Below are 14,405 nucleotides of genomic sequence, written 5' to 3' on the forward strand. Positions count from 1 at the left end.
GCCCTCCCCTGCCCCCAGGGAGGGCGGCTCCGTGTTCACGTCCGGACGCGGTCACGCAGCCGGGTGATGACGAACACGGCGAGCGCGATCGCGACGGCGCCGATCACCGCGTACTGGAAGAAGCCGGCGTAGCGGTCCACCACGTGCCAGTTCGCGCCGAGCAGGTAGCCGGCGACGACGAAGATCGTGTTCCAGATCAAGCTGCCCAGCGTGGTGAGCACGAGGAACCGGCCGAACGGCATCCGCTCGATCCCGGCGGGCAGTGAGATCAGGCTGCGGAAGATCGGCACCATCCGGCCGAAGAACACCGCCTTCGTGCCGTGCTTGGCGAACCACGCCTCGGTGCGGTCGAAGTCGGAGGCCTTGACCAGCGGGATGCGCAGCAGCAGCGCGCGGGTCCGGTCGCGGCCGAGCAGCGCGCCCAGCCAGTAGACGACGACGGCGCCGGCCACCGAGCCGAAGGTGGTCCAGGCCAGCGCTTCGAGCAGGCTGAACGTGCCCTGGCCCGCGGAGAACCCGGCGAGCGGCAGCACCAGCTCGCTCGGGATGGGCGGGAAGAGGTTGTCCAGGCCGACGATGATGGCCGCGCCCGGTCCGCCGAGCGATTCCATGAGCGAGACGGCCCAGCCGGCGAGTCCCCCGAGCGGTTCGGCCTGTGCGAGTTGGAGATCCATACTTCGAAGCTAGGTTTTCGGGCGGCGTCCAAACATGGGGCGCGGCACCCGATCATCCTGCGGAAAACCTCAGTACCGGCCTGCCGGAACCCCGCTAACCTCGGGTTGTGCCCACAGTGGACCTGCGCCGCGCGATGCGGGTGACGGCGGGGCTGGCGCTCGGCGCGCTGAGCGCCTTCGCCGAGGTGGCCTTCGTCGTCTTCGCGACCCTCGCCCTCGCCGTGCCCGCCGCGCGCCCCGCCGTGTTCCGGGCCACGCGCTGGTTCGCCGAGCGGGAACGGTCGCGGCTGCGGCGCTACCTCGACTACCCCACCTCGGACGACTACCGCGACTCGCGGGCGCTGCGGTACCTGGCGTCCCGCAGCGTCGCGGGTGGCCTCGGCGCGGGGGTCTTCGCGTTGATCGGGCTCGGCCTGGCGACGGCCGTGATCACGGTGTGGCGGCTGGTGAGCGGGCAGCCGCTCGGCGACGACCAGGACTGGTACGACGTGCCCGGGCTGCTGCTGATGGGCGCGTTGCTGGTGTTCCTCGCGGTGCAGGGGCTCATCGGGGTCGGCGCGCTGGAACGCACGCTGGCGCACCACTTCTTCGGTCCCACCAAGCAGGAACGGTTGCAGCGGCGGGTCGACGCGCTGACTCACAGCCGCGCCGAGGTCGTCGAGGCGGTGAACGACGAGCGGCGGCGGATCGAACGCGACATCCACGACGGGGTGCAGCAGCGGATCGTGTCGCTGGGCATGCTGCTCGGCCGCGCCCGCCGCGCGAAGGACCCGGAGCGGGCGGAGGCGCTGCTGCGGCAGGCGCACGAGGAGACGCAGCTGGCGCTACAGGAACTGCGGGACGTGGCGTGGCGCGTGTACCCGATCGCGCTGGACGAAGGCGGGCTGGGCACGGCGCTGGAGGCGCTGGCCGAGCGGTCGAGCCTGCCGGTCGCGCTCTCGTACACGCTGGAGGAGCGGTTGGATCCGGCGACCGAGACGGTGGCGTACTTCGTGGCGTCGGAGGCGGTGACGAACGCGATCAAGCACGCGGCGGCGAGCCGCATCGAGATCGCGGTGGCGCGGACGGGCAGGATGGTCGGCGTGACGATCACCGACGACGGCGTCGGCGGCGCTCGGGTCGCGGGCAACGGGCTGTCCGGCTTGGCCAGGCGGGTCGGCGCGGCCGATGGCGTATTCACTGTGGACAGTCCGGCCGGCGGGCCGACGGTCGTGCGGGCGGAGCTGCCGTGCGCGTGATCCTGGCCGAGGATTCGACGTTGCTGCGGGAAGGCCTGATCCGGCTGCTCGCCGAGGAGGGCCACGAGGTGCTCGCCGCGGTCGGCAACGCGACGGAGCTGCTCGACGAGGTGTCCCGGGAGCAGCCGGACGTGGTGGTGACGGACATCCGGATGCCGCCCGACCACACCGACGAGGGCCTGCGGGCGGCGCTGGAGATCCGGCGGCGCTGGCCGGACGTCGGGGTGCTGGTGCTGTCGCAGTACGTGGAGAAGCGGTACGCGACGGAACTGATCACCGACGACGGCGGGCGGGTCGGGTACCTGCTCAAGGACCGGGTGATGCAGGTCGGCGAGTTCCTCGACGCGCTGGAGCGGGTCGGGTCCGGCGGGGCGGCGTTCGACCCCGAGGTCGTCCGGCGGCTGCTGGCGCGCACCACGCACGCCGACCCGCTCGCGACGCTGACCGCCCGGGAACGCGAGGTGCTGGCGAAGATGGCCGAGGGGCACACGAACGCCGGCATCGCGGCCGAGCTGTACGTGTCGCAGTCCGCGGTGGAGAAGCACGTGAACGCGATCTTCGACAAGCTGCGGTTGAGTCATACCTCCGGGTACAGCCGGCGGGTGCTGGCTGTTTTGCGGTATCTGGGCTCTTAGGGGGCGCTACGCGCGTATCTGCGCTGCGCGCGGCTGGAAGCGCCGGCTTCGCTTCGCTACGCCCGGATCTGCCCCTTCCGAACCCGATCTTTCAGTGTTCGGTTGCCGAGACACCGCGTCAAGCCGGGAAAGCGTGGCTTGACCCGGTGGCTCGGCAACCGATTTGGCTGGGGATCGGGTTGCGGGAGGGGGGTGGCTCGGAGGGGTTGGTGCGTGGGGTTGCCGGGTGGCTGTTGGGTGGGGGTGACGGGTGGCTTCGCGCGGTGGGTTTCCGGGCGCTGCCGGATGACGCTCGCGCGGGTGCGCGGTGCGACTCATGGGGTGACGGGTGGCTTCGCGCGGTGGGTTTCCGGGCGCTGCCGGACGACGCTCGGGCGGGCGGGCGGTGCGACTCGTCGGGTGACGGATGGCTTCGCGCGGTGCGTTTCCGGGCGCTGCCGGATGACACTCGGGCGGGCGGGCGGTGCGGCTCGTCGGGTGACGGGTGGCTTCGCGCGGTGCGTTTCCGGGCGCTGCCGGATGACGCTCAGGCGGGTGCGCGGTGCGGCTCGTGGGGGGTGACGGGCTTTCGTTGCCGGGTTCCTGGTGGTGAGCGGGGTTTTGCTGCCGGTAGTCTCGATCTTGAGCCTGTTTTGTCCGGATCCCCAGGAGGAACTGTCCATGTTCAAGCGGATGCTCAGCGCCTTCGGCGTCGGTGGGCCGTCGGTCGACACCGTGCTCGACTCGGGCCACTCGGCGCCCGGTCAGGTGGTCACGGGGCAGGTCCGGATCCAGGGCGGCAGCGCCGACGCGGCCATCGACCAGGTCGTCCTGTCGCTGGTCACGCGGGTCGAGATCGAGCACGGCGGGCACGAGTCCGCGGCCACCGGGGAGTTCCACCGCCAGCTCGTGCAGCAGGGCGTGCGGGTGCCGTCCGGTCAGCTGGTCACCGTGCCGTTCGAGCTGCGCCTGCCGTGGGAGACGCCCATCACCGCGGTCGGTGACTCGCTCCTGCACGGCATGGCGGTCGGCGTGCGGACCGAGCTGGTGATCTCGGGCGCGCCCGACAAGGGTGACCTCGACCCGGTCCACGTGCACCCGCTGCCCTCCCAGGACCGGGTGCTCGACGCGTTCGGGCAGCTCGGGTTCCGGTTCCGCAACGCCGACGTGGAAGCGGGCCGCCTCTACGGCGTGCGCCAGGAGCTGGGCTTCTACCAGGAGCTCGAGTTCTTCCCGCCGGCCGAGTTCGCCGGGCGGATCAACGAGGTCGAGCTGACCTTCGTCGCCGGGCCGCACGATCTCGCCGTCGTACTCGAAGCCGACCGGCGGGGCCGCTTCATGCAGGCCGGCGGCGACTCGTTCGGCCGCTTCCAGATGTCGCACCAGGACGCGGAGAACGCCGACTGGGCCGCGCTCATCGGGCAGTGGCTGACCGAAGCCGCCCAGCGCGGCGGGCACTCCGCGTTCGGCAACCCGGCCTTCGGCGGCCACCACCCGGGCCACCACGGCCACCACGGTCACGGCCGCGGCATGGGCGTCGGCGGCATGGTGGCCGGCGCGGCGGCCGGTGTCGTCGGCGGCATGATCATGGGCGAGATGCTGGAAGAGGCCTTCGAGTTCGACGGCGAGGAGTGAGTCACCGCACCAGCACATTCACCGCACCAGGAAGTTCGCCATCATCATCATGTCCTCGTGTTCGAGGTTGTGGCAGTGCAGGACGTACTTCCCGCGATAACCCTCGAACCGGACGAGCACCTCGGCCTGGTCGCCGTTGCCCAGGTCGACCGTGTCCTTCCAGCCGTGCGCCGTGCCCGGCACCTGGAACGGCGCGAGGTGGATGTGGATCGGGTGCGGCACGTTCTGCGCCCGCAACCGCCACAGCTCCACCGTGCCCAGGGCCGGCTCGGCCACGACGCCGTCCGCGCTGAACGGCATCCCGTTGACCGTCCACAGTGTCATCCCGTGGTGCTCGGCCCCGCCGCGGCGGAACGTGAACTCGCGTTCCGCCACGGCATCCGAGCGGGACAGCGGCCGCACGTCGGCCAACCGGTCCGGGATGGCGCTGTCGTCGCGCGCCCGGCGGGTCACCACGAACCGCATCACCCGCGCCGTGCCGTCGTCGCCGAGCCGGTTCACCAGCGTCACCTCCTGGCCGGGCGAGTACGCCGAGAAGTCGATCACCACGTCGTACCGTTCGGCCTGCGCGATCTGCATCCGCTCGTGCCGGACCGGCGCGGCCAGCAACCCCTGGTCGCCGCCGATCTGCGTGAACCCGGGCCCCGGCGGGTCCAGCGCGAGCCGGTAGCGGCGGGCGTTGGAGGCGTTGAGGATCCGGAACCGGTAACGCGCGGCCTCGACCTCCATCACCGGCCACGGCGCGCCGTTGACCAGGATGCAGTCGCCGAGCACACCGCTGACGAAGTCGCTGGTCACGCCCGGCTGCCCGAGCAGTGACGGGTCGACCGACGGGTAGGCGAACGAGCCGTCCGCGGCGAACGACCGGTCGGTGATCATCAACGGCACCTCGCGCTCGCCGCGCGGCAGGGGCAGCGCGTCCTCCTCGTCGTCACGCACCAGGTGGAACCCCGCCAGACCGCGGTAGACCTGCGGGCCGGTGAAGTCGGCCCGGTGGTCGTGGTACCAGAGCGTGGCCGCGGGCTGGTCCAGCGGGTACACGTACTCCCGGACCGCGCCGGGCGCGACCAGGTCGAGCGGGTAGCCGTCGTGCTCGGGCGGGGTGCGGCCGCCGTGCAGGTGCACCACCACCGGCACGCCGAGCTCGTTGCGGTGCCGGACGACGGTGGTCTCGCCGCGGCGGGACTCGATCGTGGGGCCGGGGAAGATCCCGTCGTACCCCCAGACCGTCGTGCGCAGCCCGGGCAGGATCTCCACCTCGGCGGCGCGCTGGGTGATCTCGTAGTGGCCGGGGCGGACCGGCCGCAGCACCGGCGGCACCGGCAGCGGCACGGTGAACGGCTCGGGCAGTCTCGCCGCGCTGCGCAACAGGGTGCCCGCGCTGGACTCGGTCTCGGTGTTCGCGCCGCCGCTCGAACAGCCCGCCACGAGCAGGCCGGCCGCGGTGACGCGGAACAGGTCACGCCGGGACAGGTTCACCGGTTCCGCCTCCGCTGGTCGATCAACACGGCGGCGACGGCGCCCGCGACGGCGAGCAGTTGCGGCCCGAACCCGATCACGAACGTCCAGGGCGCGTCGACCTGGCCGTCCCGCGCGGCCAGCCGTCCGACGAGTTCGCTGAAGACCAGAAATCCCACCGCGAGGCCCGCGAACAGGCCGAGGATGGCGACACCCAGGGTTCTCATGCGAGCCGAAACTAGGCAGGTCCGCGCCACCCGTCGTCCGTCCGCAGGCGATCGCACAGTCAACATCCGGCGACTGTGCGCGGGCCGGGACCTGGCTATTCTCGGGACGTGAGCGAGCGAAAGCGGGTGCTCGCCGACGCCGCTCTGGGGGTCGCGACCTCCACCGTGGTGGCCGTCGCCATCGCGATGGACCTCGGCGGCGCACGGGCGCCCGATCCGGTGGCGTATCTGTTCGCGGTGTGCCTCGGCGCGCTGATGCTCGTGCGCCGCCGGTTCCCGGTGCTGGCGCTGGCCGCGACCGCGGCCGGGCTGCTCGCCTACCACGCGGCCGGCTACCCGCCGGTCGGGCTCGCGCTGCCCGTCGCGGCCGCCCTGTTCTCCGCGGCCGAAGCCGGCCGGGCACGCGTCGCGGCGGTGACGGCGGCAGGGTTGGTGCTGGTCAGCACGTTCTTCCGGTTGCGGCAGGGGGAGGATCCGGACTACCTGCTCGGGTTCGAGCTCGCCTCGACAGTGGGGCTGATGCTGAGCGCGATCGCGCTGGGGGCGTTGCGCGCCGAGCAACGCCGCACCGCGCGGCAGGCCGCCGTGGAGCGGGAGTGGGAGGCCAGGCGGCGGGTCGAGGAGGAACGCCTGCGGATCGCGCGGGACCTGCACGACGCCGTCGGGCACACGCTGGCGGTGGTGTCGGTGCAGGCCAGTGTCGCCGCCGAGGCCCTCGACGACGACCCGGACGCGGCCCGGTCCGCGCTGGCGACCCTCCGGCTGGCCGCCGACGAAGCCGTGCACGACCTACGGACCACGCTCGGCTTGCTGACCGACGACACCGGCCGCGCCCCGGCAGGCAGCCTGCGCCACCTCGACGCGCTGGTGACCGCCACCGTCCGAAGTGGTCTGGAGGTGACCGTGTCGACCGAGGGCGAGCCGGTCGCGTTGCCCGCCGCCGTGGACACCACGGCGTACCGGATCGTGCAGGAGGCGCTGACCAACTGCCTCCGTCACGCCCGGGCGAGCAAGGCGGAGGTGCGGCTGCGCTTCGAACCGGGCCGGCTGCGGATCCAGGTCTGCGACGACGGCGCCGGCGCCGAACTGCCCGCCCGTGGTGGCCGCGGCCTGGACGGCATGCGGGACCGGGCCGAGCTGCTCGGCGGTTCGGTGACGCTGGAGTCCCGCCCTGGCGCGGGTTTCCGGATCGACGCGAGCCTGCCCGTGGAGCGGCGATGATCCGCGTCGCGCTCGCCGACGACCAGCACCTGATGCGGGCCGGCCTGTCCGCGCTGCTCGCCCGCGCCGACGACATCACCGTCGTGGGCGAGGCCGCCGACGGCGCGGAGGCGGTGACGCTCGCGCTCACCGCGCGGCCGGACGTCGTGCTGATGGACATCCGCATGCCCGGCGTGGACGGCATCGAGGCCACGCGGCGCATCGTCGCCGACCCGCGGTTGCGCGCCGTGCGGGTCGTCGTGCTGACCACCTTCGACACCGACGAGCACATCCTGGACGCGATCCGCGCCGGCGCCTCGGGGTTCCTGCTGAAGAACACCGAGCCGGACGACCTGCGGGCCGCGGTGCGGACGGTCGCCGCCGGTGACGCGCTGCTGTCGCCGTCGGTCACCCGGCGCGTGATGGCGGCGGTGGCGCACGGGCACCGCACCGACCCGGCGCGGCTGGCGCGCCTGACCGAGCGGGAACGGGAACTGCTCGCCGAGGTCGCCGCGGGCCGGTCCAACGACGAGATCGCCGGGCGGCTGTTCCTGAGCCCGGCCACCACCCGCACCTACGTGAGCCGCCTGCTGTCCAAACTGGACGCGCGCGACCGCGCCCAGCTGGTGCACATCGCCTACGAGTCCGGCCTGGTCCGCCCCGGCGACCCCGGCCGGTGACCGCAGCCGCGCCACCCCGGCGCGGCGACTCCGGTCAGCACCACGTCCACCACCTGCTCCGCCAGGCGATCGGTGACCGGCAGGTGTCCGAAGAGGACCCGGTAGTAGGTGGTCGAGGCGAGCATGTCGAGCACGAGGTCGAAGTCGAGGTCCGGGTCGAGGTCGCCGCGCTCGATGCCCCGGCGCAACGCCTCTGCGGTGGACGTCCGTCGCGTGTGGAAGTAGTCGCGCAGGAACACCTCGGCGAGTTCCGGATCGTCGGCGAGGTCGGCGACCAGCGCGGGCAGCACGCGCCGTCCGATCCTGGTGGTGAAGGCCTCGCTGAGCGTCCCGATCCCCGCGATCAGATCGCAGCGGGTGCACCCGGTGTCCGGCGTGGGTACCGCGCCCACCGTGGCCACCAGCGCGTCGACGACCAAGTGTTGCCGTCCTCGCCAGCGGCGGCGTAGCGCGGGTTTGCTCGTGCCCGCCCTGCTCGCCACCGCCTCCAGGGTGAGCGCCGCGTAGCCCACCTCGTTCAGCAGGTCCACCGTCACTTCGCGGACGGCTCCGTCGATGCGCTCGTCGCGTGGCCGTCCGGCCCGGGTGCCCGTCACAGCGTCACCCTAGCACTTCCATTTCGTTCCGGTACGGAACATAATTGCCGTCATGACCCTCTCCTCGGCTGCCGAGGGTGTGCTCTCGGCCCGCTACCGGGCCCGCACCGTCGGCATCGTGCTCACCGTCGGACTGGTCGCGCTCGAATCCCTCGGGGTGGCGACCATCCTCCCGGACATCTCCCGCCTGCTCGGCGGCCTCGGCTCCTACGGCTGGGCGCTGGCCGCGCTGATGCTCGCCAACATCGTCGGCACCGTCCTCGCCGGTCACGCCGCCGACCGGGGTGGAGCGGCCCGTCCGCTGGCCGCCGGGCTGGTCGCGTTCGCGCTGGGCAGCGCGCTGGCCGGTCTCGCCCCGTCGTGGCCGCTGTTCCTGCTCAGCCGGTTCACGCAGGGCCTCGGGGTCGGCGCGGTGATGGCGATGGCCTACACGCTGATCGGGCTGGTCTACCCGGAACGGTTGCGCGCCCGCATGTTCGCACTGCTGTCCTCGGCCTGGACGATCCCGTCGCTGGTCGGGCCGGTCGTCGCGGCGGCGGTGGCGAGCTCGGCAGGCTGGCGGTGGGTGTTCCTCGCCATGATCCCGCTCACCGGGGTCGCGGCAGGGTGCACGCTCCCCGGACTGGCACGGCCGGCCGCCACAACCTCGGAGTCCTCTCGGTGGCGGCCGCTCGTCAGCAGCGTCGCGCTCGCCGCAGGCACCGCGATCCTGTTGGCCGCATTGGAACTCCACACGGTCGCGGTGCTGGTTCCGCTCGCCGCCGCCGGGTTCGTCCTCGCCGTGCTGGCGCTGCGGCAGGTCACCCCGGCCGGGACGCTCGTCGTCCGGCGCGGGGTGCCTGCCGGGGTGGTCGTGCGGTTCCTGCTGTGCGCGGTGTACTTCGGCACCGAGGCGTTCCTGCCGCTGGGGTTGACCGAACTGCGGCACGTGAGCGCGTTCGAGGCCGGGCTGGGGCTGTCGGCCGGGGCGCTGAGCTGGGTGGCCGGATCGGCGGCGCAGGCGAAGTGGGACCGCAACCGGCGGGCGGCGGTGGCTCTGGGTTTCGCGGTCCTGGTGGCCGGGGTGGCGGTGCTGGCCTACGGCGTGCTCGTCGGCCCCGGGCTGGTCGCGGTGCTCGGCTGGGTGATCGGTGGGGCCGGCATGGGTGTGGCGTTCAACGCCGCCACCACCGAAACCCTCGGCCGCGCCGCGGACGGGCAGCAGGGCTCGGTCAGCGCGGCGCTCCAGCTGGCGCAGACCCTCGCCACCGCTGTCGCGAGTGGACTCGGCGGCGCGCTCATCGCCGCCGAAGGCGCGGCACCGGCGGCGTTCCTCGCGGTCTTCGCCGGCACCGCGGCACTCGGCCTCGCGGGCGTCGTGGCGGCACGGCGGATCGCCGTGTGACACAGATCTCCCCCGCCCGGAGCTTGCCGAGGCGATCACCGCTGTATTAGCACTCTTAGGAGGAGAGTGCTAATTGCATAGACGGTCCGAGGAGGCAGCTTGAGCAGCGCGCACCGCCCCGCGTGGAAAGCCCGATCTGTTTCGCACGCCGCCGTGCGACGGGACGATCCCGACCGCCCGCTCCGCGTGGCGATGGTCGTCCCGCCCTACTTCGACGTTCCTCCGAAGGCCTACGGCGGGGTGGAGGCGGTGGTGGCCGACCTCGCGGACGCTCTCGTCGACCGCGGGCACCACGTCACCCTGATCGGCGCGGGGCGTCCCGGCACGAAGGCGCGGTTCGTCCCGGTGTGGGACCGCACCGTGCCGGAGCTGCTCGGCGAGCCCTACCCGGAGGTCATGCACGCCATCGCCGCGCGCCGGGCCGTGCAGCGGCTCGCGGCGACCGAGGGCGTCGACGTGGTGCACGACCACTCGCTGGCCGGCCCGCTCAACGCCCCCGCCTACGGCGTGCCGACCGTGGTGACCGTGCACGGCCCGGTCGGCGAGGACATGGCGCGCTACTACACCGAACTGGGCGACGACGTGCACCTGGTGGCGATCAGCGACCGGCAGCGCGAGCTGGCGCCCGGCCTGAACTGGATCGGCACCGTCCACAACGCACTGCGGCTGGCCGACTGGCCGTTCGAGTCCGAAAAGGACGACTACGCGTTGTTCCTCGGCCGGTTCCACCCGGACAAGGCGCCGCACCTGGCGCTGGAGGCCGCGCACCGGGCCGGGCTGCGGCTGGTCCTGGCCGGAAAGTGCGCCGAGCCGATCGAGAAGGAGTACTTCGAGCGGGAGGTCCGGCCGCGCCTGACCGACAACGACCACGTGTTCGGCGTCGCCGACGCGACCGCGAAGCGTGAGCTGCTCGCCAAGGCCCGCTGCCTGCTCTTCCCCATCCAGTGGGAGGAGCCGTTCGGCATGGTCATGATCGAGGCGATGGCGTGCGGCACGCCGGTGGTGGCGTTGCGGTCCGGCGCGGTGCCGGAGGTCGTCGTGGACGGCGTCACCGGCCTGGTGCGCGACGACCCGGCCGACCTGGTGCAGGCCCTGCACGACGTCCGCCACCTCGACCCGGCCAAGTGCCGCGCGCACGTCGCCGAGCACTTCGACGTCGGCGGGCTGGGCGCCGGTTACGAGGCCGCGTACCGGCGGGCGGTCGAGGTCAGCAGGCTGCGGCGCGACTACGCCGCCCTCGACTCGGCGCTCGACCGCGCCTACGACCAGATGGACAACGACGGCCCCACCCTGCAGCCATCCGGAGGACGGCCATGACGCCGGAGGCGTTCAACGCGGGCGAGCCGGTGCCCGTGACCAGCGCGGGCGGCACGGTCACGCTCGTCGAAGGCAGCACGTTCTGCCTGTCCGGCACGAACGGCGACATCCAGCCGGGCACCTCGCACGGCCTGTTCTTCCGGGACGCGCGGCTGATCTCGCGGTGGGAGCTGCGGCTGGACGGACAGTCGCCGCACCCGCTGTCGGTCATCTCGCCAGAGGCCTTCGCGGCGCAGTTCGTGCTGCGCCGCAACCCCAAGCCGGGCCAGGCCGACAGCACGCTGCTGCTGGTGCGGGAGCGGCTGGTCGGCGACGGCCTGCGGGAGACGATCACGCTGCGGAACCTGGGGCGGGAGAACACCGTCGCGACGCTGACCCTGCACGTCGACGCGGACTTCTCGGACCTGTTCGCGGTCAAGGAGGGCCGCCCCGCGCACGGTGGGGCGGACGCCACCGTGGCCGGCTCGGAACTGTTGCTGCGCGACCGGACCGACGGCTCGCGCGGCCTGTCGGTGAGCGCCACCGCGGACCCGCTGGCCGCGCCCGGTGTGCTGAACTGGCGGGTCGTCGTGCCCGCCCGCGGCGAGTGGTCGACCGAGATCGTGGTGCAGCCGACCGTCGGGAACCGGCGGGTGCGGCCGCAGTTCGACCGCGGCGAGGAGGTCGAGGCGAGCGGCCCGGCGCGCAAGATCCGCGCGTGGCGCGACGTGAGCACGATGATCGCGGCCGACGACCCGGTGCTCACGCAGGTGTTGCAGCGCACCGAAAGCGACCTCGGGGCGTTGCAGATCCACGACAGCAGCCAGGACGGCCGGCCGTTCGTCGCGGCGGGCGCGCCCTGGTTCATGACGTTGTTCGGCCGGGACAGCCTGCTCACCGCGTGGATGGCGCTGCCACTGGACGTCGGTCTCGCGCTGGGCACGCTGGAGACGCTGGCGGAGCTGCAGGGCAAGCGCGTCGACCCGCTGACCGAGGAGGAACCCGGCCGGATCCTGCACGAGCTGCGGCTCGGGCCGGACAGCGATCAGGTGCTCGGCGGCAGCCACTACTACGGCACGGTGGACGCGTCGCCGCTGTTCGTCATGCTGCTGGCCGAGTGCTGGCGCTGGGGCGCGGGCGAGACGGCGGTGCGGGCACTGCTCCCGGCCGCCGACGCGGCGCTGGAGTGGCTGGAGCGCTACGGCGACCGCGACGGCGACGGGTTCGTCGAGTACCGGCGCGCGACCGACCGGGGCCTGCTCAACCAGGGCTGGAAGGACAGCTTCGACGGCATCAACGACGCGGCCGGGCGGCTGGCGACCACGCCGATCGCGTTGTGCGAGGTGCAGGGCTACGCCTACGCGGCCTGGCTGGCGCGCGCCGAACTGGCCGACGCGTTCAACGACCCGGCCACCTCGGCGCGCTGCCGGGAGCGGGCCGAGCGGTTGCGGGAGCGGTTCGCCGAGGCGTTCTGGCTGCCGGAGCAGGGCTGGTACGCCGTCGCGCTGGACGGGCGCAAGCAGCCGCTGGACGCGCTGACCAGCAACACCGCGCACTGCCTGTGGTCGGGCATCGCGACCGACGAGCACGCCGCGGTGCTGATCGAGCGGCTCAGCCGCCCGGAGATGGACAGCGGCTACGGGCTGCGGACGCTGTCCTCGGCGATGGGCGCGTACAACCCGATGAGCTACCACAACGGCTCGGTGTGGCCGCACGACACGGCGATCGCGGTGGCCGGGCTGCTGCGGTACGCGCACCTGCCGGGCGCGGTGGACCTGGCGCAGCGGCTGGCGACCGGGCTGCTCGACGCGGCGGCCTCGTTCGGCGGGCGGCTGCCCGAGCTGTTCTGCGGGTTCTCGCGGTCGGAGTTCAGCCCGCCGATCCCGTACCCGACGTCGTGTTCGCCGCAGGCCTGGGCGAGCGCGGCGCCGTTGCTGCTGGTGCGGTCGTTCCTCGGGCTCGAACCACACGTGCCGCAGCAGCGGCTGGTGGTCCGCCCGCACCTGCCGGGGCAGTGGGGGCGGGTGCGGTTGTCGGACCTGCGGCTCGGTGAGCTGACCGTGCACGTCGAGGCAGATCACGAAGTGGCCAAGGTTCGGGGGCTGCCGGAGGGCTGGGACCTGCGTCTAGCTGGGTGAACGGCGTTCGGGGGTGATCCGCGTCGCACACTGCGGGGTTGATTCCTTAGGTTAGCCTTGCTTGACTTGGCGCAATTTGTCGCAGTTCCTTCGAAAGGGTGTTGCCATGTCTCGCAGGGTTCGCCTGCCCGGACTCCGCTCACTCGTGGCCGCTTCGGTCGCGGGTGTGCTCGGCCTCGGGCTCGTGGCGTGTGGCAATGTGCAGGATTCGTCGACGCAGTCGGCGTCCTCAGCGAGCGCCGACGCGTCGGCCTTCCCGGTGAGCATCACGCACAAGTTCGGCACCACGACGATCGAGAAGGCGCCGCAGCGCGTCGTCGTGATCGGCACGTCGACCGACGACCTCGACGCGGCCGTCGCGCTCGGCGTCACGCCGGTCGCGTTCTTCAACAAGTCCGGGATGGACGGTGTGCCGTCCTGGCTGCAGGGCAAAGTCGACCCGGCCAAGACGCAGATCGTCAACGCGGCGAGCGGTGTCAACGCCGAGCAGGTCGGGGCGCTCACGCCGGACCTGATCCTGGCGACCGCGGACTACGGTCTCGAAGAGGAGTACGCGAACCTGTCCCGGATCGCGCCGACGGTCGGCTACGCGACCGAGTGGGGTTCACAGAGCTGGCAGGAACACCTCAACGTGGTCGCGCAGGCGCTCGGCAAGACCGCCGACGCCAAGCAGGTCGAGACGAGCACCCAGGGCGCGATCGACCAGCTGAAGGCGCAGTACCCGAACGCGGCCGGCAAGACATTCACCGCGTCCGTCGGCAACACCGCGGGCAAGATGTTCACGCTGGTGTCGCAGAAGGACTTCGCGGTGCAGCTCGTGGAGTCGCTCGGACTGAAGCTGAGCCCGACGGTGACGGACGCCGCGCAGACCGACGCGGGCAGCCCGACCGGCTCGCTGACCCCGGAGCAGTACGACAAGCTCGCCGCGGACCTGGTGATCGTCGCCTACACCTCGCCCGACTACCGGACGGCGTTCGAGAGCAACCAGCTGGTGGCCCCCATCAAGGCCGGCAACTACCTGGTGGTGGACATGGAGACGATCTCGGCGCTGCGTGCTCCTACCGTGCTGGACATTCCTTGGGTTCTGGAGAAGTTGAAGCCCGGGTTGGCTAAGTTGGGTTGATTTTGGCCTGAAGGAGCCCTCCCCACTTGCTTGGGGAGGGCTCCTTTTGCGTTGCCGCTACGCGGGTATTTGAACGGCGCCGGCTTCGCTTCGCTACGCCCCGATTGAGCCGCCGCCCCGATTTTCATTGTTTCTGCGGCCG

General features: G+C 72.4%; 13 protein-coding genes. 9 read left to right on the plus strand and 4 right to left on the minus strand.

The window, feature by feature from the left end; translation table 11 throughout:
- Positions 1–35: 35 nt before the first annotated feature.
- A complete protein-coding gene (locus tag L2C96_RS25600) occupies positions 36–674 on the minus strand; it encodes a DedA family protein (protein WP_237338068.1) in 639 nt (212 codons plus the stop codon).
- Positions 675–790: 116 nt separating this feature from the next.
- Between L2C96_RS25600 and L2C96_RS25605 the strand changes: the two genes are divergently transcribed.
- The 3 genes from L2C96_RS25605 to L2C96_RS25615 all read left to right on the plus strand — a co-directional run bounded on the left by L2C96_RS25605 (position 791) and on the right by L2C96_RS25615 (position 4,161).
- On the plus strand, positions 791–1,912 hold the full coding sequence (locus L2C96_RS25605) for a sensor histidine kinase (protein WP_237338088.1): 1,122 nt from the start codon (positions 791–793) through the stop codon (positions 1,910–1,912).
- Entirely contained in the window at positions 1,903–2,547 is a 645-nt protein-coding gene (locus tag L2C96_RS25610; protein ID WP_237338069.1) for a response regulator transcription factor, read from the plus strand. The genes L2C96_RS25605 and L2C96_RS25610 overlap by 10 nt, the downstream gene beginning before the upstream one ends.
- 660 nt (positions 2,548–3,207) lie before the next feature.
- Complete coding sequence (locus L2C96_RS25615) at positions 3,208–4,161, plus strand: sporulation protein (RefSeq protein ID WP_237338070.1); 954 nt, start codon at positions 3,208–3,210, stop codon at positions 4,159–4,161.
- Positions 4,162–4,179: 18 nt separating this feature from the next.
- Here the strand turns inward: L2C96_RS25615 and L2C96_RS25620 are convergent, their stop codons facing one another.
- Both L2C96_RS25620 and L2C96_RS25625 read right to left on the minus strand, forming a co-directional pair.
- On the minus strand, positions 4,180–5,640 hold the full coding sequence (locus tag L2C96_RS25620; RefSeq protein ID WP_237338071.1) for a multicopper oxidase family protein: 1,461 nt from the start codon (positions 5,638–5,640) through the stop codon (positions 4,180–4,182).
- Entirely contained in the window at positions 5,637–5,846 is a 210-nt protein-coding gene (locus L2C96_RS25625) for a DUF5957 family protein (protein WP_020417526.1), read from the minus strand. Before L2C96_RS25625 ends, L2C96_RS25620 begins: the two co-directional genes overlap by 4 nt.
- 108 nt (positions 5,847–5,954) lie before the next feature.
- Between L2C96_RS25625 and L2C96_RS25630 the strand changes: the two genes are divergently transcribed.
- The gene (locus L2C96_RS25630; RefSeq protein ID WP_237338072.1) at positions 5,955–7,067 is read left to right on the plus strand and encodes a sensor histidine kinase; all 1,113 of its coding nucleotides are present in this window, start codon (positions 5,955–5,957) and stop codon (positions 7,065–7,067) included.
- Positions 7,064–7,726: a response regulator gene (locus L2C96_RS25635; RefSeq protein ID WP_237338073.1), complete on the plus strand. Its 663-nt coding sequence runs from the start codon at positions 7,064–7,066 to the stop codon at positions 7,724–7,726. Before L2C96_RS25630 ends, L2C96_RS25635 begins: the two co-directional genes overlap by 4 nt.
- Here L2C96_RS25635 and L2C96_RS25640 read toward each other — a convergent pair.
- Complete coding sequence (locus L2C96_RS25640; RefSeq protein WP_237338074.1) at positions 7,684–8,322, minus strand: TetR/AcrR family transcriptional regulator; 639 nt, start codon at positions 8,320–8,322, stop codon at positions 7,684–7,686. The genes L2C96_RS25635 and L2C96_RS25640 overlap by 43 nt on opposite strands.
- Positions 8,323–8,374: 52 nt before the next feature.
- Here L2C96_RS25640 and L2C96_RS25645 point away from each other — a divergent pair, with 52 nt between their 5' ends.
- The 4 genes from L2C96_RS25645 (at position 8,375) to L2C96_RS25660 (ending at position 14,263) form a co-directional block, all read left to right on the plus strand.
- Positions 8,375–9,706, plus strand: coding sequence for an MFS transporter (locus L2C96_RS25645; RefSeq protein ID WP_237338075.1), 1,332 nt, complete (start codon positions 8,375–8,377; stop codon positions 9,704–9,706).
- 153 nt (positions 9,707–9,859) lie between these two features.
- Positions 9,860–11,023 (plus strand): glycosyltransferase family 4 protein, encoded by a 1,164-nt coding sequence (locus L2C96_RS25650; protein WP_237338089.1) that lies wholly within the window; start codon positions 9,860–9,862, stop codon positions 11,021–11,023.
- The gene (locus L2C96_RS25655) at positions 11,020–13,140 is read left to right on the plus strand and encodes an amylo-alpha-1,6-glucosidase (protein ID WP_237338076.1); all 2,121 of its coding nucleotides are present in this window, start codon (positions 11,020–11,022) and stop codon (positions 13,138–13,140) included. Before L2C96_RS25650 ends, L2C96_RS25655 begins: the two co-directional genes overlap by 4 nt.
- A 106-nt stretch (positions 13,141–13,246) precedes the next feature.
- Complete coding sequence (locus L2C96_RS25660; RefSeq protein WP_235716095.1) at positions 13,247–14,263, plus strand: ABC transporter substrate-binding protein; 1,017 nt, start codon at positions 13,247–13,249, stop codon at positions 14,261–14,263.
- Positions 14,264–14,405: the final 142 nt, after the last annotated feature.

Source organism: Amycolatopsis tucumanensis, from assembly GCF_021654135.1.
Lineage (GTDB): Bacteria > Actinomycetota > Actinomycetes > Mycobacteriales > Pseudonocardiaceae > Amycolatopsis_E > Amycolatopsis_E tucumanensis.

Bases quoted from the DNA above. Each gene is read 5' to 3' on its own strand.
- L2C96_RS25635 (WP_237338073.1), top strand. From the start codon at position 7,064: ATGATCCGCGTCGCGCTCGCCGACGACCAGCACCTGATGCGGGCCGGC.
- L2C96_RS25615 (WP_237338070.1), top strand. From the start codon at position 3,208: ATGTTCAAGCGGATGCTCAGCGCCTTCGGCGTCGGTGGGCCGTCGGTC.
- L2C96_RS25600 (WP_237338068.1), bottom strand. From the start codon at position 674: ATGGATCTCCAACTCGCACAGGCCGAACCGCTCGGGGGACTCGCCGGC.
- L2C96_RS25625 (WP_020417526.1), bottom strand. From the start codon at position 5,846: ATGAGAACCCTGGGTGTCGCCATCCTCGGCCTGTTCGCGGGCCTCGCG.
- L2C96_RS25655 (WP_237338076.1), top strand. From the start codon at position 11,020: ATGACGCCGGAGGCGTTCAACGCGGGCGAGCCGGTGCCCGTGACCAGC.
- L2C96_RS25660 (WP_235716095.1), top strand. From the start codon at position 13,247: ATGTCTCGCAGGGTTCGCCTGCCCGGACTCCGCTCACTCGTGGCCGCT.
- L2C96_RS25645 (WP_237338075.1), top strand. From the start codon at position 8,375: ATGACCCTCTCCTCGGCTGCCGAGGGTGTGCTCTCGGCCCGCTACCGG.